The organism is Pedobacter chitinilyticus (assembly GCF_003313385.1).
Lineage (GTDB): Bacteria > Bacteroidota > Bacteroidia > Sphingobacteriales > Sphingobacteriaceae > Pedobacter > Pedobacter chitinilyticus.
Genome location: NZ_QMHN01000001.1, coordinates 1425384 through 1447771, shown reverse-complemented (window position 1 = coordinate 1447771; position 22388 = coordinate 1425384). Strand labels below are relative to the sequence as shown.

The following is a 22388-nucleotide window of genomic DNA, read 5'->3' as shown; positions in this document are numbered from 1 at the left end:
TACTAAATACTAACTACTGTAAACCCCGCTTTCTTCAAGTCTTCCCAAAAATAAGGATAAGATTTTTCAACCACGTTACATTCTTCTATTTCTAGTTCCTCAATCAATAGTGCCAAGGGAGCAAAAGCCATGGCCATGCGGTGGTCTTCGTAAGTAGCAATGCTTACTTTTTTAGGGAAATTCAAATTTGAACAATCTAGGGTGTAAACCAGGTTATCCTCAATTAATTTCACGCCAATTTTAGCCAACTCGTTTTGCAATGCGGCAACGCGATCAGTCTCTTTTATTTTTAAGGTTTCTAAACCTGTAAAAGCCATATTTAATCCCAAAGCGGCGGCGATGACTACAATGGTTTGTGCTAAGTCAGGACAAGTTTTTAAATCTAACACCTTGTCTGTGTCTTTAATTTCTTGGTTTTTCTCGAAAGAAATGCCATTGGAAGTTTTGGTAGTGCTTACGCCAAAAATCTCCATGATAGATTTGATTTGGCTATCGCCCTGCAAACTCTTATCCCGTAAGTGAGGCAAGCTGATTTTTGCATTTTCAGCTAAGGCCACGATGCTGTACCAATAAGAAGCAGCGCTCCAATCTGGTTCTACAATAAGGGTAGAAGGTTTAAAATCTTGAGGCGCAATCGTAATTAAGTTGCCATTCCATTCATGTGAAATACCACATTCGGCCAACATGGCTAGGGTCATTTCTACATAAGGTTTAGAAGTCAGTTCGCCTTCTATTTCCAAGGTTAATCCCTTTGGTAGCGTAGGCGCAACCATCAGCAAAGCCGATAGGTATTGACTACTTACATCGCCTTTGATTTTGATTTGGGCATTGGTTTGTTCCAACGGACCTTTGATAGAAAGCGGAGGGAAGCCTTCTTTTTCCGCATAGCTGATGTTGGCACCAATTGCTTTCAAGGCTTCTGCCAAAATACCAATGGGACGTTGTTTCATCCGTTCAGTGCCTGTGAGCAGAAAGTTTCCGTTTTTTGCAGATAGATAGGCGGATAGAAAACGCATAGCAGTTCCAGCAGGCCCAACATCTACGGTTTTAGCAAGGTTGTGGTCGGTATCTATCGTATCTAAGTCGGCTAAAATAGCGTTTAAAGTAACAGTATCGGCAGCGTTAGATAGGTTCTCTACTTTTACCAAATTCTTACTTAAAGATTTGATAATCAATGCTCGGTTACATTCGCTTTTTGAGCCAGTAAGTTGTATTTCAGTGTTTATGTTTTGCGCCCCTTTAAAGGACACCATTGCATTTTTATGCATAGGTTCGGTCTTGTATTAGATTGTCTTAGTTTTAAAGCTGTCTCAGTCTTTCCGTCATCTCGACTGAAGCGTAGCGAAATGGAGAGATCTTTAAACAATGTAAAATATAAAGTTCAAAGATTTCTCGGCTACGTTGCACTTCGCTCGAAATGACGAGGAGACCGAGACTATGCTTATATCCTAAAAAATATTTGCTTATGCTTTTACTTCAGCATGTTGCTCAGCAGCAATGCCTTCTTGTGTAGCTTTGCCTTCGTTTAATATTTCAGTTTGTAAACGGATAGATTCACCGTGTACCAATTCCAAGAATTTCTCGGTAAAGTGCTCATCCAATTTCAATGCTTTTGCAAAAGCTGTTCCTTTCTTAAGGATTTCATCCCAACGGTTAACTTGCAAAACAGTTACTTGGTTATCACGTTTGTATTCGCCAATTTTCTCAACGATTTTCATACGCTCGCCTAGCTTTTGCAATAGCAAGTCGTCAATTTTATCAATTTGCTTACGTAGTTCAGCTAATTTATCTACAAAAGCTTCGTTTTGAGATTCTGGCTCACGTACAGTTAAGCGCTCCATTAACTCGTTAACCGCTGCTGGTGTCAATTGTTGTTTAGCATCTGTCCAAGCTACTGAAGGATCTAAGTGAGACTCGATCATTAAACCTTGCATGTCTAAGTCTAACGCTTTTTGAGAAATGTAAGGGATCAACTCACGGTTACCGCAAATGTGGCTTGGGTCGTTAATGATTGGCAATTCAGGGCAAAGGGTTTTTAATTGGATCGCCATTTCCCACATTGGTTCGTTACGGAACGATGATTTTTCAAACGACGAGAAACCACGGTGAATCGCACCAATTTTAGTAATTCCTGCTTTGTTGATACGCTCAATCGCACCAATCCACAATTGAAGATCAGGGTTTACTGGGTTTTTTACCAATACAGGAATATCATGACCCTTCAAGGCATCAGCAATTTCTTGTACAGTGAACGGGTTTACGGTTGAACGAGCACCAATCCAAAGGATGTCAACGCCAGCGGCTAAAGCTTCTTCAACGTGTTTAGCGTTGGCTACCTCAACTGCTGTAGGCAAACCCGTTTCTGCTTTAGCGCGTTTCAACCACTCTAAACCAATGCTGCCAATTCCTTCAAACTCTCCTGGACGGGTACGAGGTTTCCAAATACCAGCTCTTAACACACTTACTTTGCCAGTAGCGGCCAATAAATGTGCAGTGGTTAACAATTGATCTTCTGTTTCGGCACTACAAGGACCAGAGATTAATAAGGGTTGGTTTTTAGCCGTTAGCCAGTTTTCTAAAGGCTCGATGTTTAAATTAAGTTTCATTTTTTAGGATATTTATTTTTTGTTGTTTAATCGGTTATTTGTTTGAATTGGTTAACCGTTTTGTATTTTATTGCTTAATCGGTTATTTGGTTAATTGTTGAATTGGTTAGTTTGATGTCGGTTAACCAATTCAACAGTTTCAACAGTTAACCATTTTACACTTTATCATTTTTAACATATTCGCCCATAATGTTGAAGTTGACGGTGAACTTTAATACTTTTCTGATGGCTGTATCGTAGTTTTCGATGCTTTTCCATTCAATATCTACATAGAAATAGTATTCGTTACGACGGCCTAACACAGGCATCGATTGGATCTTGGTTAAGTTCACGTTTAGCTCTGCAAATATTTGCAACACTTGGCTTAATGCGCCTACGTGGTGCCCCACCTGAAAACAAATAGAAGCCTTGTTAATTCCCTTTTCTACTTCGGTTTTGTCTTTTCTAAGAATTAAGAAACGGGTGAAGTTCTTCTTGTTCGATTCTATTCTTCTTTCAATGATGTCTAGCCCGTAAGTTTCGGCAGCTAAAGCATTGGCAATGGCTACGGTATCTTTCAGCTGGTTGTCTTTGATTTTCTTTGCACAAGCCGCAGTGTCGTTACCTTCAATCACTTGTATTTGAGGAAACTCTTCAAAGAAATCAACACATTGTCTAATGGCAATAGGGTGTGAGGTCGCAATTTTAATGTCTTCAAATTTTACGCCAGGTAAAGCCAAAAGGTGCAATTGAATAGGCAGGTAAACCTCACCAACTACGGCAAAATTATATTCGCGAATAAGGGTGTAGTTAGGTAAAAGACTACCAGCAATAGAGTTTTCAATAGCCATCACCACAAAATCAGCTTTGTTTTCATCTAAAACGTCGCAAGTCTGTTTAAAGGAATTGCATTCAACGGTTTCAATGTCTCTGCCAAAGAATTTGTAAGCTGCTTCTTCGTGGAATGATGCCTTAATGCCTTGTATGGCTACCCTGGTTTTTGTTTTCATAATGTTGTGAAACGAAAAAGGGTCCTGGCTTATTTAGCCAGGACCCTTTCATACATTTTAAATATTTTTATCTATTTTTCTGCATACTAGTCCTGGCTCTTACTAAAGTAGTAAAAGTAACCAAACCAATATGTAGTGTTAAAATTCATTTTTTGCTTTATGTTGCCAAATGTACAGCAACAAATTTAATTTGTCAATAGTTAATTGAAAATATTTTTATCAGAATTTAATTTTGTTGTTTTTGTACCGAATAGCAAAATGGTATTTTAAGGTGTACAGCAAGACTTATTAATTAGTATAGCATGTCTGAAATTAAACAAAATCCAAAGGAATTTAATATCTATAATGTCGTACAGTAAAAACATACGACTCTGTAGGAGTCGTACCGATATAATGCATTAGGTTATAAACATATAACCTCTACGAGGTATTGTTAGGATAGAAATACGGAATAGCTAAAGATGTTAACGCTTGTTGCGAATGATTTTGAGGCATGTAAAATGCTTGAATAAGCGCATCATGTCATCTTTTACGTAAACAAAACCCAAAGGATTTAAATATATTGATCGAAAGCAAATATAGTTCGGGTGTGCGACTCTGCAGGAGTCGTACGGATCTTTTATAAATATTACACCTCTACGCGGCGATGTTAAAGGGAATAACATCACCAAATTAAATGAGTTGCTAGCTAAAGGTTTTAACGCTATTGCCAACTACTTTGCTTTTGCTTTCTTCTTCCTGTAACTCCTGCTGCATAATTTTGGCAATTTTAGTACTTCCATCATGGCTCCAACCTGGCGGATTTACAATGTATTTAACCTTGTCCCAAAAAGTTGGTGCTTTTTTCACATCTTTTCCCAAGGCGATAAACTCATGAAAAATGATATTTACGGCGCCAGTATCTTCTGGTTGGGTAGTTAGGCCATATTTTATTTTGTCCTCTGGTAATTCCTCTTGAAAAGTCCCAAACATTCTGTCCCATAAAATTAGGACCATCCCCATGTTTTTATCCAAATAACGCACATTACAAGCGTGGTGTACCCTGTGGTGGGAAGGCGTAACAAAGATATATTCGAAAATAGGATGGAACTTCATGACTGTTTGCGTGTGCACTAGGTTGCCATAAATTTGAGTGACCAAATAAGCAAAAAGGATATCTAAAGCGTTAAAGCCCATAAAAGCCAAAGGCAAATAAAAGAATACCCGATACAAAGGTTCAAATACGGTAGAACGGAAGCCTGTAGTTAAGTTGAAGTGTTCCGAAGAATGGTGTGTTACGTGCATGGCCCAAAAGAAACGCACATAATGCCCAACGGTGTGTAAAAACCAATAAAGGAAATCTTGCGCTAATACCAATACTGTCCAATAAATCCAAGGCGTTTGGATTTCGAAAAGCCTAAATTGATAACAGTAATCTAATAGGTAAAAAGTAGCCACTTTCATACTTAAGTTAACTACGATGGCACAAAGCATTAGATAAATGTTGGTCCAAGTATCTCTCTTGGTGTAAAGTTTTTTGTCGTGCTTATAGCTGAAATACATTTCAACGATGGTGAGCACAATGACGAAACTAAATAATGTGCCTACAGAAATATCACTTCCAGTAAACTTCATATATTATAAACTATTGTAATAGGTTAAACTATTAAAAATATCCTCTTTGGTTGCTTTGCAGTTGAATACGCACTTACCAATTTGATCTAATAAAGAGAACAAAATAAAGCCATCTTCATTCTTTTTATCGCTTTGCATTAACACCATTAAATCATCAAAACTAGCTGGTTTGATATGATATTTAGGGTAAAGTGATAAAATGTAAGCTGCAATTTCATCCAATTCAGCGCTAGAAAGGTTGCAGTATTTGGCAGATAAGTAAGCCTCACATACCATTCCTATAGCAATGGCTTCACCATGCGTTAGTGGCTTTTTATCGTTTACCAGTGCATAACCTTCTACAGCGTGTCCAATGGTATGTCCAAAATTTAAGATCTTGCGCAATCCTTTTTCAAATGGATCGGTCAATACTACTTCGTTTTTGATCTTCACAGAGTGATAAATAGCCTGCGCACTAATTTGACGATAATCGCTGTTTTTGAGTTCCTGATAATAAGCAGCATCAGCAATAAGGCCATGTTTAATCATTTCGGCAAAGCCAGATAACATTTCCCTTTCTGGTAAAGTAGCCAAGAAACTGTTTTCGATAAACACCGCTTGTGGCAAGGCAAAAGTGCCCACCATGTTCTTAATGTTGTCGATATCAATCCCTGTTTTGCCACCCACAGAAGCATCAACTTGCGAAAGTAGGGTAGTAGGGATATTGATGAAATCGATGCCACGTTTATAGGTTGAGGCTACAAAACCACCCATATCGGTAATTACGCCACCACCAAGATTGATCATCAAGCATTTTCTGTCGGCTTCAAAATCCAAAAGGGTTTTCCAAATGCCAATGCAGAAATCAATGTTCTTATTTTCTTCCCCTGCATCAGTCTCTATAATATCGAAATCCTCTAGCTCGGGCAAGAAATCTCTAAAAACGGGCAAGCATACCTCTGCCGTGGTCGAATCGGCGAAGACAAATACCTTGCTATACTTTTTGGCTGCAAGAATATCTCTTAATGGTTCTAGTCCACTCTCGAAGTGAATAAAATGATCGTTGTTTTTTAGTGCTTCCATTAAATCACTTCAATTATTTTGCCCATAAATTCAACTTTATCACCAACACGCACCTTTAAGCGTTTACGATCTTCGGTGGTACCGTTAACTTTAACTAGACCTTCTTCTACGATAGACTGTGCCTCTCCGCCACTCTGTACCAACGAAGTAGCTTTTAGCAATGCGATTAAGGGAATAAATTCTCCTTCAAGTTTAAATTTAATCATGGCGGCGCAAATTTACGATTATTTGAAAGTCTTTCGTGCTTAGATGGCTAGTTATTTATATTTTTGCAGCGTTCTGACTAAATACATATAAAAATGGATGCTTCCCCCAAGCAAAAAATAGACTTCAATAACACTGAAGTCGCGTTTCGACAAAAATCTGATGCTGAATTAAAGCAAGCCTACTGGTTGTTTAAAATCATAGGGAGTAATTTTTTGACTAAAGTTGGTCCTCCCATCACCAATTTTATGTTAAATGTGGGTTTGCCTATTCAAGGTGCTATTAAAGCCACTATTTTCAAACAGTTTTGCGGTGGCGAAACGATTGCCGAATGCGAACACACGATTGAGCAATTGCACCAAGGTAAGGTGGGCACTATTTTAGATTACTCGGTTGAGGGCGAGGATGAGGAGCATGTATTTGATTTTACCTGCGAAGAAATCATTAGAACCATTGTACGTGCTGATGGTGATCCAAGAATTCCAATCACCGTTTTTAAGGTAACTGGCATTGGCCGATTTGCACTATTGGAAAAATTGGATGCTAAGCAAGAGCTAAATGCTACCGAGAAAGCGGAATTTGAGCGTGTAAAACAACGTTGTGAGAAAATTTGCCGTACCGCTTACGAAAGAAAGGTGCCCGTAATGATTGATGCCGAGGAGACTTGGATACAGGATACCATTGATTTGTTGGCTATAGAAATGATGATGAAGTTCAATAAAGAACAGCTGATTGTTTTCAATACCTATCAAATTTACCGTCACGATAAACTGACTAGTTTACAGGCTGATCTTTTGATTGCCAAGGAAGCAGATTTTATTTTAGGTGCCAAATTGGTTCGTGGTGCTTATATGGAAAAGGAACGTAAACGTGCCGAAGAAATGGGCTATCTATCGCCAATACAACCAGATAAAGCCGCAACCGATAAGGATTATAATGAAGCTTTGCGTTTCTGTGTAGCCAATATTGACCGCATTGGTTTTGTGTGTGGTACGCATAACGAGGAAAGCAGTCGCTTATTGACGGAACTGATTGATGCCAATGACATTGCCCATAATCACCCGCATGTTTATTTTGCTCAGTTATTGGGAATGAGCGATAATTTAAGCTTTAACTTGTCTAACGTAGGTTACAACGTAGCTAAATATGTTCCTTACGGACCTATTAAAGCGGTAATGCCTTACTTGTTCAGAAGGGCCCAAGAAAATACTTCGGTAGCTGGCCAAACGAGCAGAGAACTTTCTTTAATTAGCAGAGAGAAGAGTAGAAGAGGGATTTAGATAACAGGAGCTAGGAGTAAGGAATAAGGAATAAGGAATAAGGAGCAAAGATTAAGGAACAAGGAAGAAGGAAGAAGGATTAAGGCGCACTACCCAATATCCCCCTTTGGAGGGGGCAGGGGGAGGTAAACAGTTCCATCATCTGGGCTGTGCCTATCCCGACTTTTCGGGAGAGAGATCCTTGAATATACCGATCAGGTAAGCAAGTACTAGTTATTCCATAATTACCAAGTCCAAAGATCCCTCCGCTACGGTCGGGATGACGGGAATGGAGCTAAATTGAGAGCAAGGAATAAGGAGCAGTACCCAATATCCCCCTTTTGGAGGGGGTAGGAGGAGGTAAACAGCCGTCATCTCTACTGTGCCTGTCCAGAAGAGCCGGGATGACAGGAATGGAGCTGATGAGGGGTAAGGAATAAGGAGAGGAGCAAAGATTTAATATAACCGCATCGGTCTTTATTCTTTGTTCTTTAATCAAAATGTCTCAATCTCTTTTTCTATAAAAGCTCGACGAAGTCCTACAGTTGCTTTGGGGACTTCAATCACCTCATAACCGTAACTAAGATAAGTTTCCTTCATTCTTTTGAAAGTAAATACTGCTTCTTCCCAAGTTTGCTTACGTTCCTTATCGGTTTTGTAAATTTCTTCCCATGGTGGTAGGATGAAAACTTTGCTAGTATAGGAATGAGCAAGTGCCATAGCTTTCATTGCTGGTGGAATAGGAATCTTCTCCATGTTCATGTAGCAAATCGCATCTAAAATCCCTCTGTCGAAAAATACAGGCTTTGAGCGTTGCATTTCTTTAATGGCCTGATAAGAACTTACGGAAGCCTCCAACATCAGTTTTGCATAAAGCGTTTTGTTTTTCCATGGCAGTGCGTCACCATCCTTAAGCATCTGCTGTTGGATGATTTTTCTCGCGTCTTCTTCCACTACTAAAAAACCTGCGTCTTTTAGTTCGTTAATGAGTGTGGTTTTGCCCACGCCAGGCCCACCCGTAATGACGAATAAGTTGGTGTGCATAAATTTACGATCTGATATTGATTTGAAAATGAAGCCGCTTTTAAATGCCGTAGCTCATTTTGAGAAGGGCTATTTCACAATGAAATAACCGACAGCTAACCATACCAAGCCCTTTACCAAAAAGAATAGAAAACCCCAGAAACCAATTTTCTTGATCCATTTTTTGAATTTTTCTACTTTCTCTGCATTCATGATTTTCAATCGTAAAAAGGAATAGCATGGTTAGCTGTGCATTATTCAGGCTAGTGTTCGTGTTCCTCTAATTTTCTCACCGCCATAATCTTGAACTCTTTAATCCCGTCGGGCATTTCCCATTGAATCAAGTCGCCCGTTTGGTAACCTAACAATGCAATGCTAATGGGTGCAAATATAGATACTTTTTGCTGTTTTATATTGGCATCCTTGGGTAAAACTAGTTTAAAGACAAATTGTTGACCATTCTCGGTACTTTCAATTTGTGCTTCCGTATATAATGAAACGACATCAGTAGGAAGATCCGTATCCTCGAAGATTTTGGCATTTTTAATTTCTTGTTTGAGACGAGATTTGTTGTAGTCGCTCATGACTGCTTTTTCCAAATGTTCGCTTAAAAATTTGTAGTCGCTTTTAGATAATAAAATTGATTTTGTTTCCATTTTCAATAAGTTTAAATGAATAGATCAGCCTCTCGAATGAGAAAGGCATAAAAAAATATTTTCAGAGATGGTTATCCCCCGAAATCGCTAAGAGAAGAATTAGAAATCGGGGTTTAGTTAATAAAATCCTTGCTTTGGTTAAGCAATGCAGGATTTGAGGGCATGCAGAAATTTCGCTTTGCGGGATGAGCAAAAGGCATGGCGGTAGCCTCCTTCTTCGTAAAGAAAGTGCGGGTTACCACGGATGCTGTTGTTTTGCACATGGAAGCAAATATGGGTTTGTTATTGGTGAAAAGCAAATTTCGAGGATATTGTTACAATTAAAGGACTAACATGGTTTGGAAGCTTAGTTCGTTTGGTTTGTCATTCTGAACATAGCTTTGTCATTCCGAGCATAGTGAGGAATCTCTATTCATGTGTACTTGTAGATTCCTCGCTATGCTCGGAATGACAGGAAGGACGTAGGAATTCTTGGGAGGTTGTTGTCGCCCAAAATGCTAATAAAAGTTTTGTTTAGCTGTAACTATCTCCCCCTTTGGAGGGGGCAGGGGGAGGTGCTTGATAATTTAATCGTTAGATCTCTCCATTACGGTCGAGATGACGATGTAGGAAAGATTGGCGTAAAATGACTAGCTACCGTCACTAGCCACTATTCCCTAAAAACAATTAACCAGTTAAACGATTAGCCGACCTTCAAAGATCTCTCCGCTACGGTCGAGATGACGATGTAGGAAAGATTGGCGCAAAATGACTAGCTACCGTCACTAGCCACTATTTCCTAAAAACAATTAACCAGTTAAACGATTAACCGACCTTCAAAGATCTCTCTCCCGAAAAGTCGGGACAGGCACAGTCGAGATGACGAGAAAGTTAGTGCAGAGATAACGACAAAGGAAGTGGGTTGTTGCAACAGTTTCAATAGTCGCAGTAACCATATCCCCCTTTGGAGGGGGCAGGGGGAGGTATAAGTAGTTAAATAAAAATCCCTAGCCCTACTTCTAAAAAGCAATGGACTAGGGATGATTACTATTTTATAACAAGTTTTTAAACCAAATCAAAACGATCTAAGTTCATGACCTTATCCCAAGCGGCTACAAAATCGTTTACAAATTTTCCTTGTGCGTCTTTGCTGGCATATACTTCGGCAATGGCGCGAAGTTCGGCATTGGAACCAAAAACCAGGTCGGCACGAGTAGCGGTCCATTTGGTTTGGCCAGTACTGCGATCAAAACCTTCGTACAGTTCCTTATCCTCACTTACTGCTTTCCATGCGGTTGCCATATCCAATAAGTTGATAAAAAAGTCGTTGCTTAATCTTTCAGGACGGTTGGTCAACACCCCATGGGTAGCACCATCGTAATTCGCATTTAAAGCACGCATACCGCCTACAAGTACCGTCATTTCTGGTGCTGTAAGTGTTAATAATTGCGCTTTATCAATCAGTAACTCCTCGGTTGAGGCTACGGTTCGTCCTTTTTTATAGTTACGGAAACCATCGGCAATAGGCTCTAGGTAGCCAAACGATTCTACATCTGTTTTATCCTGACTGGCATCAGTACGGCCGGCAGCGAAAGGCACTTTCACTTGCTGTCCCGCATCTTTAGCTGCTTTTTCAACGGCAGCGTTACCCGCAAGTACAATTAAATCGGCCAATGAAATCTTTTTGCCATTGCTTTGTGCGGCATTAAATTCCTTTTGGATATGCTCCAAGGTACTCAACACTTTATCTAATTGAGCAGGGTTATTGGCTTTCCAGTAACGTTGAGGGGCCAAACGAATACGCGCTCCATTAGCGCCACCACGTTTATCGCCACCGCGGAAAGTAGCGGCCGAAGCCCAAGCTGTACTTACCAATTGCGAAACGCTTAAGCCAGAATTAAGGATTTTAGCTTTCAAGCTTTCCAAATCGTTTTCCTCTACCAAGGGATGATCTACCGCTGGCACAGGGTCTTGCCAAATCAATTCCTCATTGGGTACCTCGGGTCCTAAATAACGGGAAACAGGGCCCATATCACGGTGCGTTAATTTAAACCAAGCACGGGCAAAAGCATCTGCAAAGGCATCTGGATTTTCCAAAAAGCGTCTGGATATTTTCTCGTAGGCGGGATCAAATCTTAAAGAAAGATCCGTGGTGAGCATGGTAGGTTTATGTTTTTTTGCAGGATCAAAGGCATCAGGAATAATTTCCTCATTGGTTTTAGCTACCCATTGATGGGCACCACCTGGGCTTTTGGTCAACTCCCATTCAAAAGCAAAAAGATTTTCGAAAAAGTTATTGCTCCATTGGGTTGGGGTAGTGGTCCAAGTTACTTCCAATCCACTGGTAATGGCATCAGCACCTTTACCTGTGTTATAGCTGTTTTGCCATCCAAAGCCCTGTAATTCCAATCCAGCAGCTTCGGGTTCTTTGCCTACGTGGTCTGAGGTAGCCGCGCCGTGGGTTTTACCAAAAGTATGTCCACCCGCAATTAAAGCAACGGTTTCTTCATCATCCATCGCCATGCGGCCAAAAGTGTCACGAATATCTCTTGCAGCGGCAATAGGATCAGGGTTACCATCAGGGCCTTCAGGATTCACATAAATTAAACCCATGTGTGCAGCAGCTAATGGTTTTTCTAAGTCTCTCGAATGTTTTTGTCCATCTGCATCCTCATCAGAAGAAACCACGCCATGTGCGGCCACACCTTCCTGACCTTGGGAGTAACGTTCATCATTGCCCAACCAAGTGGTTTCCGATCCCCAATAAACATCTTCACTGGCTTCCCAAACATCTTCACGACCTCCAGCAAAGCCAAAGGTTTTAAAGCCCATGGACTCTAAAGCTACGTTTCCAGCTAAAATCATTAAATCGGCCCATGAAATGGCACGTCCATATTTTTGTTTAATAGGCCAAAGTAAACGACGGGCTTTGTCTAAGCTCACATTATCGGGCCAGCTATTTAGCGGTGCAAAACGTTGTTGTCCCTGTCCAGCCCCGCCACGACCATCGCCTACACGATAGGTACCTGCACTGTGCCAAGCCATACGGATGAACAAACCACCGTAATGGCCAAAATCTGCAGGCCACCAATCTTGCGAATCGGTCATGAGCGCATGTAAATCATTTTTTAAAGCTTGATAGTCGAGGCTTTTAAAAGCTTCGGCGTAGTTAAACTCTCCGTCCATTGGGTTGGATAGAGAAGAGTACTGACGGAGGATGTTGAGTTTGAGCTGTTTTGGCCACCAGTCGCGGTTTCGAGTGCCATTACCAGCAACGTTACTTTTCATGCTGCCGTTGTGAAATGGGCATTTGCTGATGTCTGAACCTTTGTTTTCCATGCTTAATCAATTTTTTGTTAATGATGTATTGGTATTTCCCAATGGCCTAATGCAGGCATTGGAAAGACATTTCGCTGTTTGTTTTGTTTTCCATGTCCATACCTTTTTGAATAATGATAAAGATACGGTTGTGGTCTTGCCCTATCAAAGTGCTTTTATCTATGGGCTAATAGGTAAAAGCTATTTCACTTTAAAATTTTGTTTTCCGCTAAGCAAATCCCAAAATAGCATGAAATCGCTAGCCAAACTGTAACCAGGATATTGAAAGGTAGCGGGTTTGTTCTTTTCAAAAAAGAAATGTCCTACCCAAGCAAAGCCATAGCCTAAAAAGGGGATGACCAATAAAAAGCGCCAATCATGAAAAAGTACTCCTGTAATGAGCGAAAGTACCACCAATGCAGTACCTATAAAATGTAAGATACGGCTAGTGGTGTTTTGGTGTTCGCTTAGGTAAAAAGGGTAAAACTCTTGCAACGATTTGTACTTTTTGGCTTCCATTAACGTGGTTTTTTGTTAAGTTAGTAATTATTGCGCAAATATAACCCTCTTGCATATGTTTTTTAAGCTCAATTGCTCGCTCTTCTTGTTGTTTTTTTCTCTTAAAAGTTTAGCGCAACTTACGGCCGTAGGTAGGGTGGCCGATGCCGAAACTGGGCAACCTATTGAAAATGCCAGTGTTTACTTTAACGAAACGCAAGTTGGCACAAAAACCAATGTGGCGGGCAGGTTTTATATTACCACTAATAGTACTAATGCCGAACTGGTAGTCTCCTGTGTAGGTTACTATAAAGTGATTTTGAAGGAGATTCCGCAACAAAATTTTAAAATTCTATTAAAGCCCATAGATAATACTTTGAAAGAAGTTGTAATCGGCGATAAAAATGGATGGGAAAAATGGGGGGCTTTATTCACTAGGTTGTTAATGTCTGATGATACGCATGATTACTATTCAAAACAATATGGTCTCAATGTAGTACTCAATCCAAAAGTGATTAAATTTTATTTCGATCGAGAAGAGCAGGTACTGAGTGCTTCTAGTTTTGAACCAATTTGGGTCATTAATGATAGGCTTGGATACTTAATTAAAGTTGATTTGGAGGAGTTTAAATACAATGTTGAAAAAGAATATTTAAGCTATAGGTCTACCTTGTTTTTTGAGCCAACAAAATCAAATAGTTCTTTAGAAAGTATGCAAATCACGACAAACTGGGTTTATCAGGGGTCTAAAGCCCATTTTTTTAAATCCTTAATCAATAGATCTTTAAGCGAAGAGGGATTTGGTATTTATCGATATACTGAAGTTGAAAATTTAGAGAAACTCAGGGTTAAGCAACTAATAAATCATCTAAAAAATGAAACGCTCAAGCATAAATCATTTGCTATAAATGTAAATTTAGAAGATTTGGTTGGTAATGAGGATAGTTTAAAATACTACAAGAAGCAATTGGCCGCTGCAAATTATTTAAGTAGGAAATTAGATACGCTGGATTTGTATAAATATCTTAAAAAGGATACTGTGAATCATCTGTTCGAGCTAAACTTCCCTGATACCATTATGGTTACCTATATTAGAGATGGCAAGAAATTAGCTATGCATACCAGCTACTTTAACAAACGATACGATAAACGAGAGGCTAAAAAAGTAGAAACATTAATGAAGCTAACCGATGCAACCCCATTAATGATTTCATATTTTGGCAATCCAATATCCCAAAATTGGAGAATGGACGGTTTTATGTTGGGAAAAAGACTTGCTTCTTATTTACCTGCCGACTACGAACCCCATGTTCCTCGAACAGCAACTACCAACAATGCGTTAAAAAATCACGAAGCCTTAAGCGAGAAAAAGCGTTAGTGGTCTGTACGGCTTTTGTTTCTTCCTCAAATGATGAGAATAAAGTTTGTTTTTCTTGCTGTACTGCCCGACTTTGTTATTTTCCTGATTGACCTAAAGAAAGTTGATTAATGTTGGCCGATCATGGCTTTGGATGTTGACCTAAAATCAAGCTAAAAGCATATGGTCATCTTTTAAATAAACAGGGATCAAACTCGCATGAAACTCGGATGAAACTCGGCCAAAAGAGGGAAAAAATTCCTGTTTACTTCTTATTTTATCTTGTTATGATTTTTGTTTAAATAGTGTTAAATTAGAACTAGTAATCATCTATTCATTATGATGGAGGTCATATGGGAAAACTTATCAACGGAATTAATGGTCCTTTTATTGGGAAAGTAGGGTCCATCATTGGGTCACACAGAAAAGGTAAGGCTTATGTCAAAGGTCCTTACAAACGACGCACTAAAAACATTAGTGCTAAAGAACAGCTCAATCGCGACAAGTTTGGTGTAGCACAAGCTTGGTTGAGGCCACTAGTGGGCTATGTACGAGCGGGCTTTAAAAACTATAGTGAAACCTCTGAAGGTTTTGTCGCCGCAAAATCTTATTTACTGCGTGAGGCTATGGTGCTAGAGGAGGGTGTTTGGCGGGTATTACCAGAGAAAGTGAAAGTAAGTTCGGGAAAATTACCTTTACCGCAGGGCATTACCGTAACGCAAACGAGTGTTGGTGAGTTTTTGTTTTCATGGGATCACAAAAGAAAGGGCAATGAACATCCTTATGATTTTGCAATGCCTATGGCTTATGATGTTGAAAGAGGGTTTGCGATGTTTTTTGACACAGGAGCGTTTAGGGCCACTGGGTCATTTAGCTTAGAAGTGGATAAAGTGAGGCCAGGAACTTATCAGCTTTACCTAGCTTTTAGCGCTGCCGACAGGCTTTCGCAGTCGGACAGCGTATATTTGGGGAGCTAGCCGTGGTGCCAGTACCTTAAAAGAAGAGGCTTAGGCTTGCAGCAGTTGATGGCTTACTAAAAAATCGCGTAAATGTTCAGGGTGCACGTTCATGAGCAAGGTGTTTAGGCCTGCTTTTTTGGCGCCCTCAATGTGTTGTGGACTATCGTCGATGAACAGGGTTTCTTCGGGATTGAGGTTGTTTTCTTTGAGCACCATTTCAAAAATGGCAGGGTTGGGCTTGCGCATCGTGGTGTCTTGCGAGAAATAAGCCCTTTCGAAGAAATCGTCGTAATTGTTGAAGCCAAAGTCTTTTTGCAAGTAGGCAATGATCCAGTCGTAGTGGATTTTGTTGTTGTTGCTCAATAAAAAGGTACGATATTTTGCTTTTACTTCTAACAGTACATCGTGGTTGTTGCCTGATACGCCTATTAACAAGCTGTTCCAAGCGTCGTCAATCTGCTGGTCGGTAAGTTCTAATTTTTCGGCTACTTTTCTAATGCCATCTCTAAATTGGGCAGGGCTAATGCTTCCAGTTTCAAAATCATCAAATAACTGGTTGTGGCCCTTGTGTGCAAAGAACTCGGCCACATTGGGAATACCTAGTTGTGCAAGAGCGTTTTGGGTGCGTATGAAGTCGATAGCAAAGATCACATTGCCGTAATCGAAGATAATATTTTTAATTTTTTCCATTTATAGTTCCAAAATTCGATGCAAATATGTAACATTGCACTCGCAAAACCTAACAGTGTTTTAGCAGGGCCATTAGCTCAGTTGGTTAGAGTAGAAGACTCATAATCTTTTGGTCGATGGTTCGAGCCCATCATGGCCCACAAAGCTCCTCATGAAAATGGGGAGCTTTTTTTGTGGAAAATGGGTTAGGGAGGTGTATTTGATTTACCCTTTGGTTGGTGTTATCACCAACCAATTAAGATATAAGTTTGTGGTATGGTGATAACACCAACCACAAGTTTAACAATTCCTTGGTCTCGCTTTTACAAGCCAATAGAAGTAATAAAGGATGAATTAAAAGCTGTCTTTTCATATTTTTGCTGGACTAATATTCGCTTCCCCCTCTAGCGCAAACATTAGCGTAGCCTATACCTATTCCGTTTTGTAAAGCTGGATACCCCTAGAGTTTGCTTTGAGCAGTACACTATCTCTAAAAATATAATATTCTTGGTAGCTATTGCCGTTTGCTTGATCAAATTTCAAGGTTTTTTTGACGTTACCACTGCTATCTAACAGCACATAGTTTAGCTGTTTTGTTTTGGCTTCTTGTGCGATGAGCCAAGAGGATAGGCCAGTTGAAAAAGTGGAGAAGCGAATATCTTCCCAACCCAGCGTTGGATAGGGGATGGTCTTGCTGGTTGTTTTTTTGGTCGCCAGGTCTAGGTAATAATATTTGAGGTATTTGTTCATGTTGCCATAAACGCCTGGGAAAACACATACCGTGGTTAAGATATTTTTGTTCACATAACAGTCCAGAAAGTATTCCGTTTTCTTTGACTTTAGAGAAATCTCGCCGTATCTTCCATTTTTAAGAGACATCAGGTTCGGTCGGTTAGGTGTGAAGTACATGTCTGAAAGGAATATGCCTGCTTTGGTTGCAATGATTTTTTTGGGATAGAAAAGCCCCTGACTACCTTTTTGCCTAGTGATTTTTTTAGTAGTCATGTTGTACCTGATGATTTCTGGTGTTGAAGTACTGGAATAGCTGGTCCCTGCATTGGAAGTGTTTCCAAATATGAGGTACTGCCCATCAACAGCGATATTAGAAGGCGCATAAAATGTACGAGCTACAGGTATCTTTTCCTGTATGGAACCATCGGGAAGAATAATGTATAGGGTAAGAAAGAGATCCTTAGCAAGTGGTTGCATTTTGCCTTGGCTAACTAAAGCGTATATTTTATCTTGGTACCTAATGATCGCTCCGATTTCATTGTAATGCTTATCGGCAATTTTAATGGACCATTTTGGCTTTAGGGACAGATCGTAATTGACTAGATAAGCATCTGCGGAGTTCCCATCATTGATTTTAGTTTTAAAAGTATAACCACCGCAATAGATTTCGTCTTCATGCCAAGCTAGGGAATTAACATACTGGATATTTTCGAAGGAAGCTTTGGTGACCAGTTCTTGACCAAAAGCAAAGTTCTGCAAGATGACGGTGAGTAGGATGGATAGTTTGATTTTCATATTTCTTATCGTAGGTTCATCATATATAACTTGTTGGAGTTAAATATATAAAATATGCTTCACCTAGCGTAAGCATTAGCATAGCGGTGCTTGTGTCTAACATTAGCCAATAAAATAATTTTACCCTTTGGTTGGTGTTGTCACCAAGCATTTGAGGTATAATTTTGTGGTATGGTGATAACACCAACCACAAGTTGAATTTACTTATTTTAAAATTTTATTTTGGTGAGTATTGTCCAGAGTTGAGTGCCATAATTAAACAAAATACCGTAGGATAACACCTACGGTATTTTAAAAATCATTAACGCTAGTTTTTTACAATCTTTTTTGCCAGAGGTATATTACCGTTAAATTTTAGGAAGTAGATGCCCGAAGCTACATTGTTTAAACTGATAGTTGTTTGCGTTGTTGAGCTGCCTAATGAGATTTGTTTCAATATTTTACCGTTGTTATCTATAAGCTGGATCTGATGATAAAGACCTGCTACAAACGCAACGTTAATGATATCTTGCGTTGGGTTTGGATAAACTTCTACTTTGTTATCAGTTAAAGATACATTAACCACTCGTTCCCCTAAACCTGTGATGTCACCGTTAAAATCTTGTTGTTCTAATCGATAATAATTAATACCATTAACTGGTTTCTTATCATAAAAAACATAATGATTACCAGTTGTTGTATTTCCAAAACTTGCAACTTTCCCAACAACATTAAACTGCTGCCCATCTACTGATCGGGAGATGATAAATTCTTTGTTATCAGTTTCAGAAGCGGTTTGCCACTGTAATTTAACAGCTCCTGTGTTTTGAAGTGTTGCATTATAGTTAAGCAGTGTAACTGGCAAAGTCACCTCAAAATAGGCCAATGCTTTTGCCATAAAAGTGGTAATTTGTGCTTGAGGTGCAGTCTCTAGTGGGAATCCAAGATAAATAATTGCACCAGGGATTGTTCCCGATCCAAATGTACCTTTATACGCAACTCCGGCAAAACGACCTGCGGGTCTATAATTTAAAATGGTTGTTCCGCCGCCAACAGGGGTGATATTATCAGGATATGTTGCTAGATAATTCTCGCCAAGATTAAGTGTTACGCCCTCAAATGGACTTCCTATTACGCCTGATACGGGCGTGTCTGTGGTCGTGCCGTCACTCACATAACTTGCCTTCAAATAGTTATTCAAAAAAGGTATATCGTACTCAGTTGCAGCAGACCGGTTTAAGTTGTATGCAATTTCTGATCCTGTAATGAGCAGTTTTCCGCCATTATCCAAAAAAGCTTTAACTTTTGTTTTATTTGATCCATTAAAAATTTTGTCAGTGCCAGATTCGTCACCGTTAAACCATAACACCATATCGTAGTCGCTTAATAAAATGGTTCCTGCGTCTATCATCTCGTCGGCAGCAGAATTAATTCGCATGGTGGCGTTATCTTTTAACGTATTAAAATAAATGGCAGCAAAATTGTGCGATTTTGATTTATAATCGTTAACTCGATCAAACGCGTCAACAATAAGAACCTTTGGCCCTGTTGTCGTATTAGCAGTTCTACTATAAACATCACTTGGCGCACTTTCAACATCGGGATTAACGCCATTTGGAATAACCGCAGTAAGTTTAAAATGAACTGGGGCAGTGGTAGGCACTACTAAAAATTGACTTGGGTTTAAACTGATACTCGTTGTGGTGGCTGTTAACGTAGACTCATCAGCAGCTAAGGCCCAACCACTAAAATCGTCGTCTAAGGCATAATATAAACGATATCCTTTTAATGTCGTTTCAGTATTGGCTTTCCACGCTGCATTTACGACATTAGAACCTGCTGTACCTGTGATGTAATATAGCGTTGGTAATGAAACTGACGGAATGACAATGCCGCCGGCAATTCTGTTCAATAAATTTGTCCAACGTGCAGTAGTTAAATTAGGGCAATCGGTAGCTTTAACATCACTATGACCATATATGCCACGGTCCCCATTAACGCCTCTTCTAACTCTTGGAATGTTATTTCTATTACAAACATCTATGGCTAGGTTTGCCGCAGCAACTAGCATGGGTTCGCTATCCCACATGGCCAAGTTGGTCGCTAAAACTTCATGTTCTGTACTTATGCCTGCGCCATTCCATTGAGGAAAACCAGTTACACCTTGTGCATAAGCTCTGTCGCTTTCTCTCACTACCTGTGATATTTCGCCATCAGAATTTCGAATACAGTAATTAGCGCTCGATGGTGTAGTACGGGTGCAATCACTAAACCAGGATATGGCACCAGCATAAGTTCCGGTTGCCATATAATGAACAAAATAATAATCGATGCCATAGCCGTTTCGCCCTGTAGCATAATTACAAGTAGTCATTCTATTGATGGCAGTTGGATAATCGGTGCCTGCTTGAGTAACATTTCCAACACGCTCATTTTTTTTTTCAGATACGCTTTTATATTCGGGAATAACAATTGGTTTAGCGTCAATTTGAATAATCTCTCTCCAAAGCGATACTGTTTTACTTCCGTTTTTGATCACATTGTAAAAACTTGTTGCTAGTGAAGTCTTCATTTCTTCGTTGGTTAAACCCGTCAAATCTCTTGTTGCCTCAAACCAATCTGCTAAATCATCCGATTTAGGTTTGCCTTTTTGGTAATAGGCTAATAGTGCAGCTGCGGCTCTAATATTTGCTTTGGCTTGATTTTTTATATCGTCAGCACTTAAATTAGTCAAACTTGCAGCAAGTGTAATTTGTTTGATGTTATCCGATTCAATCAAACCCATCATTCCGTAAGAGCCATAAAAAGAGGGCCCTGTTTGTGCCCAATTGCTTTGTACTTGAGCGGCAGCTTTCAATATGATTGCAGGTACTCGAAATTCAGCTGCTGCGTCCTCGATATATTTTTCTGTTGTGGCCACAGACGGATGCGGACGATTTAAAATATCTGCGAGGTGTTCATGGTCTTCGCCACTATGATCATATTCAATAACAACTCCCTGGAGCTTGGCTGATTGATTTTGTTTTTCTATCGCGGCTTTCCGGTCGCGGTCGGTGTTTGCAAGAAAGTCGTTCATGTTTCTTTGCAAAAACACATCACCGTTTCCATAGACACTTTTTTTGATTGGCGAGCTTAAATTTTTATCTACCAATTTAATCAGGTCTTCGTTGGTTCTTTTGACTTGTGCAAATGTGGTAAATCCAATTGCCAAGAAAGCAAATGATAGTAAAAGTTTTTTCATGCGATTCAATTTAATAGTTGTGTGGTTTGGTTAGTTAAATATTGCAGAAAAGAGCTTCTTTACTAGTTAAAACGCATTATGTTGCATTAAAACGTAAAAATAGGGGTAAGGCACTCAACTTCAATACTGTAAGTTTAATAAAATCAAAGTTAAAACGCAAAAAAACGCAATAAAAAAATTAAAACCGCAAGCATTAAATTTTTGTGCTATAATAGTTGTCATTCAGGTAGAATGGGGTATGTCAGTTTAAAGCAGCCAAGCATTAATTACCAAAAGGCGGTGCTCTTTCTCGCTAATCTTTAGTTGCATAATGAATTTTTGACATCAAAAAACTGATAAGTTTTCAGTTGAAATGACTTTTTTTCAGTGAAAACAGCCGCTGGCACGTCACGGCATGTAGATTGTAAAGGTGTAAGTGAACGTTGGTTCAAAGTTTAATTAATTATAAGTTTTAATCATTAAATCAAATTAAGGAGGAAAAACCCATGACATTGGTTAAATTTAATCCAAACAACCAAAAAAAATCATTAATGCCAGGCTTTAATGATGCTTTTGAATCCATTTTTAACGACACTTTCTTTAATGACCGCATGGTGAGCAGGGTTCCTGCCACAAATATCAGTGAAAGTGCCGACCATTATCATGTTGAACTTGCTGCTCCAGGCCTCAAAAAGCAAGATTTCAAGATCAATCTTGAAAGAAACGTGTTAACTGTTTCCGTAGAGCAGACGACAGAAAACAAAGCCGATGGAAGAAGCTATACCAAAATGGAATATAGCTATAATGCTTTCGTTCGCTCTTTTACCTTGCCCGAAACGGCAGATGAGCATGGGATCAATGCAACTTATAACGACGGCGTTTTAACCATCGCTATTCCGAAAAGGGAAGAGGCAAAAACGATTAGCCGTCAAATTGAAATTAAATAAGTAATTGGAACATTAAAACAAGGAGCTGCCATTAGGTGGCTCTTTTTTTCTAATGAGGCGTGATGAAGATTTCTTTTGAGATTTCGTTGAACATGAAAACCATTAAAGGTTTAGAAACCTATGCAAGATTTTATTTGGGGACCGATGAACATTTTGCCAACCAGCTTTTTGGATTGCTAGAAGGTGAAGAAGGCTTGAAAGAGAATTCGGTAATTAGTATGGACCTAACCAAAAGGGTAAATGGCATTCCCTATCCCATACATATTCTTCATTGCAATTGGGAACATTTGGCCTATAACACTAAAATGATTACCAAAGAGCTTTTTAAGGAGCTGAACCTAGAGTAACTAGCAGGGTTAGGGAGAGGTTTCAATGCCATCACTTTCTTTCTGGTTATCTCGACGGTGCCTGTACCGACTCTTCGGGAGTGTGTTCAGCTTTATTTTCATCACATTCTTTATTTTTATTAAATAAACCTTTGTTGGATATTTTTCAACCTCTTTGAAAGATAAAAAGTCAATA

The 22388-nt window shown here is 39.4% G+C and carries 19 protein-coding genes and 1 tRNA gene; 6 read left to right on the top strand and 14 right to left on the bottom strand.

Features of this window, described 5'->3' with window-relative positions; genetic code table 11:
- Positions 1 to 2: 2 nt before the first annotated feature.
- From aroA to DUT70_RS05960, 6 genes are all read right to left on the bottom strand, one after another.
- On the bottom strand, positions 3 to 1268 hold the full coding sequence (gene aroA / locus DUT70_RS05985) for a 3-phosphoshikimate 1-carboxyvinyltransferase (RefSeq protein ID WP_113646343.1): 1266 nt from the start codon (positions 1266 to 1268) through the stop codon (positions 3 to 5).
- A gap of 195 nt (positions 1269 to 1463) precedes the next feature.
- Complete coding sequence (locus DUT70_RS05980) at positions 1464 to 2606, bottom strand: chorismate mutase (protein WP_113646342.1); 1143 nt, start codon at positions 2604 to 2606, stop codon at positions 1464 to 1466.
- Positions 2607 to 2761: 155 nt separating this feature from the next.
- Positions 2762 to 3595: a prephenate dehydratase gene (locus DUT70_RS05975; RefSeq protein ID WP_113646341.1), complete on the bottom strand. Its 834-nt coding sequence runs from the start codon at positions 3593 to 3595 to the stop codon at positions 2762 to 2764.
- A 684-nt stretch (positions 3596 to 4279) separates the two neighbouring features.
- On the bottom strand, positions 4280 to 5209 hold the full coding sequence (locus DUT70_RS05970; RefSeq protein WP_113646340.1) for a sterol desaturase family protein: 930 nt from the start codon (positions 5207 to 5209) through the stop codon (positions 4280 to 4282).
- 3 nt (positions 5210 to 5212) lie between these two features.
- Positions 5213 to 6271: a 3-dehydroquinate synthase gene (aroB, locus tag DUT70_RS05965; RefSeq protein ID WP_113646339.1), complete on the bottom strand. Its 1059-nt coding sequence runs from the start codon at positions 6269 to 6271 to the stop codon at positions 5213 to 5215.
- Positions 6271 to 6477, bottom strand: a complete 207-nt coding sequence (locus tag DUT70_RS05960) for an RNA-binding S4 domain-containing protein (RefSeq protein WP_113646338.1) — start codon at positions 6475 to 6477, stop codon at positions 6271 to 6273. The genes aroB and DUT70_RS05960 overlap by 1 nt, the downstream gene beginning before the upstream one ends.
- Before the next feature lie 93 nt (positions 6478 to 6570).
- Here DUT70_RS05960 and DUT70_RS05955 point away from each other — a divergent pair, with 93 nt between their 5' ends.
- Entirely contained in the window at positions 6571 to 7755 is a 1185-nt protein-coding gene (locus tag DUT70_RS05955; protein WP_205529736.1) for a proline dehydrogenase family protein, read from the top strand.
- A gap of 474 nt (positions 7756 to 8229) precedes the next feature.
- Here the strand turns inward: DUT70_RS05955 and DUT70_RS05950 are convergent, their stop codons facing one another.
- The 5 genes from DUT70_RS05950 to DUT70_RS05930 all read right to left on the bottom strand — a co-directional run bounded on the left by DUT70_RS05950 (position 8230) and on the right by DUT70_RS05930 (position 13229).
- Complete coding sequence (locus DUT70_RS05950; RefSeq protein ID WP_113646336.1) at positions 8230 to 8778, bottom strand: AAA family ATPase; 549 nt, start codon at positions 8776 to 8778, stop codon at positions 8230 to 8232.
- 69 nt (positions 8779 to 8847) lie between these two features.
- On the bottom strand, positions 8848 to 8970 hold the full coding sequence (locus DUT70_RS21465; protein ID WP_113646335.1) for an alanyl-tRNA synthetase: 123 nt from the start codon (positions 8968 to 8970) through the stop codon (positions 8848 to 8850).
- Positions 8971 to 9020: 50 nt separating this feature from the next.
- A complete protein-coding gene (locus DUT70_RS05940; RefSeq protein WP_113646334.1) occupies positions 9021 to 9413 on the bottom strand; it encodes a GreA/GreB family elongation factor in 393 nt (130 codons plus the stop codon).
- A 1044-nt stretch (positions 9414 to 10457) separates the two neighbouring features.
- Positions 10458 to 12731: a catalase/peroxidase HPI gene (gene katG, locus DUT70_RS05935; protein WP_113646333.1), complete on the bottom strand. Its 2274-nt coding sequence runs from the start codon at positions 12729 to 12731 to the stop codon at positions 10458 to 10460.
- A 180-nt stretch (positions 12732 to 12911) separates the two neighbouring features.
- Positions 12912 to 13229 (bottom strand): DUF962 domain-containing protein, encoded by a 318-nt coding sequence (locus tag DUT70_RS05930; RefSeq protein ID WP_113646332.1) that lies wholly within the window; start codon positions 13227 to 13229, stop codon positions 12912 to 12914.
- A 55-nt stretch (positions 13230 to 13284) separates the two neighbouring features.
- Between DUT70_RS05930 and DUT70_RS05925 the strand changes: the two genes are divergently transcribed.
- On the top strand, positions 13285 to 14586 hold the full coding sequence (locus tag DUT70_RS05925) for a carboxypeptidase-like regulatory domain-containing protein (RefSeq protein WP_113646331.1): 1302 nt from the start codon (positions 13285 to 13287) through the stop codon (positions 14584 to 14586).
- 332 nt (positions 14587 to 14918) lie between these two features.
- Complete coding sequence (locus DUT70_RS05920; RefSeq protein WP_113646330.1) at positions 14919 to 15542, top strand: DUF6266 family protein; 624 nt, start codon at positions 14919 to 14921, stop codon at positions 15540 to 15542.
- 30 nt (positions 15543 to 15572) lie between these two features.
- On the opposite strand, the gene DUT70_RS05915 is transcribed toward DUT70_RS05920, so the two are convergent.
- Positions 15573 to 16214, bottom strand: a complete 642-nt coding sequence (locus tag DUT70_RS05915; protein WP_113646329.1) for an HAD family hydrolase — start codon at positions 16212 to 16214, stop codon at positions 15573 to 15575.
- 66 nt (positions 16215 to 16280) lie between these two features.
- Between DUT70_RS05915 and DUT70_RS05910 the strand changes: the two genes are divergently transcribed.
- Positions 16281 to 16354, top strand: a tRNA-Ile gene (locus tag DUT70_RS05910).
- A 271-nt stretch (positions 16355 to 16625) separates the two neighbouring features.
- Here DUT70_RS05910 and DUT70_RS05905 read toward each other — a convergent pair.
- Both DUT70_RS05905 and DUT70_RS05900 read right to left on the bottom strand, forming a co-directional pair.
- Positions 16626 to 17720 (bottom strand): hypothetical protein, encoded by a 1095-nt coding sequence (locus DUT70_RS05905; RefSeq protein WP_113646328.1) that lies wholly within the window; start codon positions 17718 to 17720, stop codon positions 16626 to 16628.
- A gap of 307 nt (positions 17721 to 18027) precedes the next feature.
- Positions 18028 to 20940: an N-acetylmuramoyl-L-alanine amidase gene (locus DUT70_RS05900; protein ID WP_113646327.1), complete on the bottom strand. Its 2913-nt coding sequence runs from the start codon at positions 20938 to 20940 to the stop codon at positions 18028 to 18030.
- 485 nt (positions 20941 to 21425) lie between these two features.
- Between DUT70_RS05900 and DUT70_RS05895 the strand changes: the two genes are divergently transcribed.
- Together DUT70_RS05895 and DUT70_RS05890 are read left to right on the top strand one after the other, a co-directional pair.
- On the top strand, positions 21426 to 21866 hold the full coding sequence (locus tag DUT70_RS05895; protein ID WP_113646326.1) for an Hsp20/alpha crystallin family protein: 441 nt from the start codon (positions 21426 to 21428) through the stop codon (positions 21864 to 21866).
- 62 nt (positions 21867 to 21928) lie between these two features.
- Positions 21929 to 22213, top strand: coding sequence for a hypothetical protein (locus tag DUT70_RS05890; RefSeq protein ID WP_113646325.1), 285 nt, complete (start codon positions 21929 to 21931; stop codon positions 22211 to 22213).
- Positions 22214 to 22388: the final 175 nt, after the last annotated feature.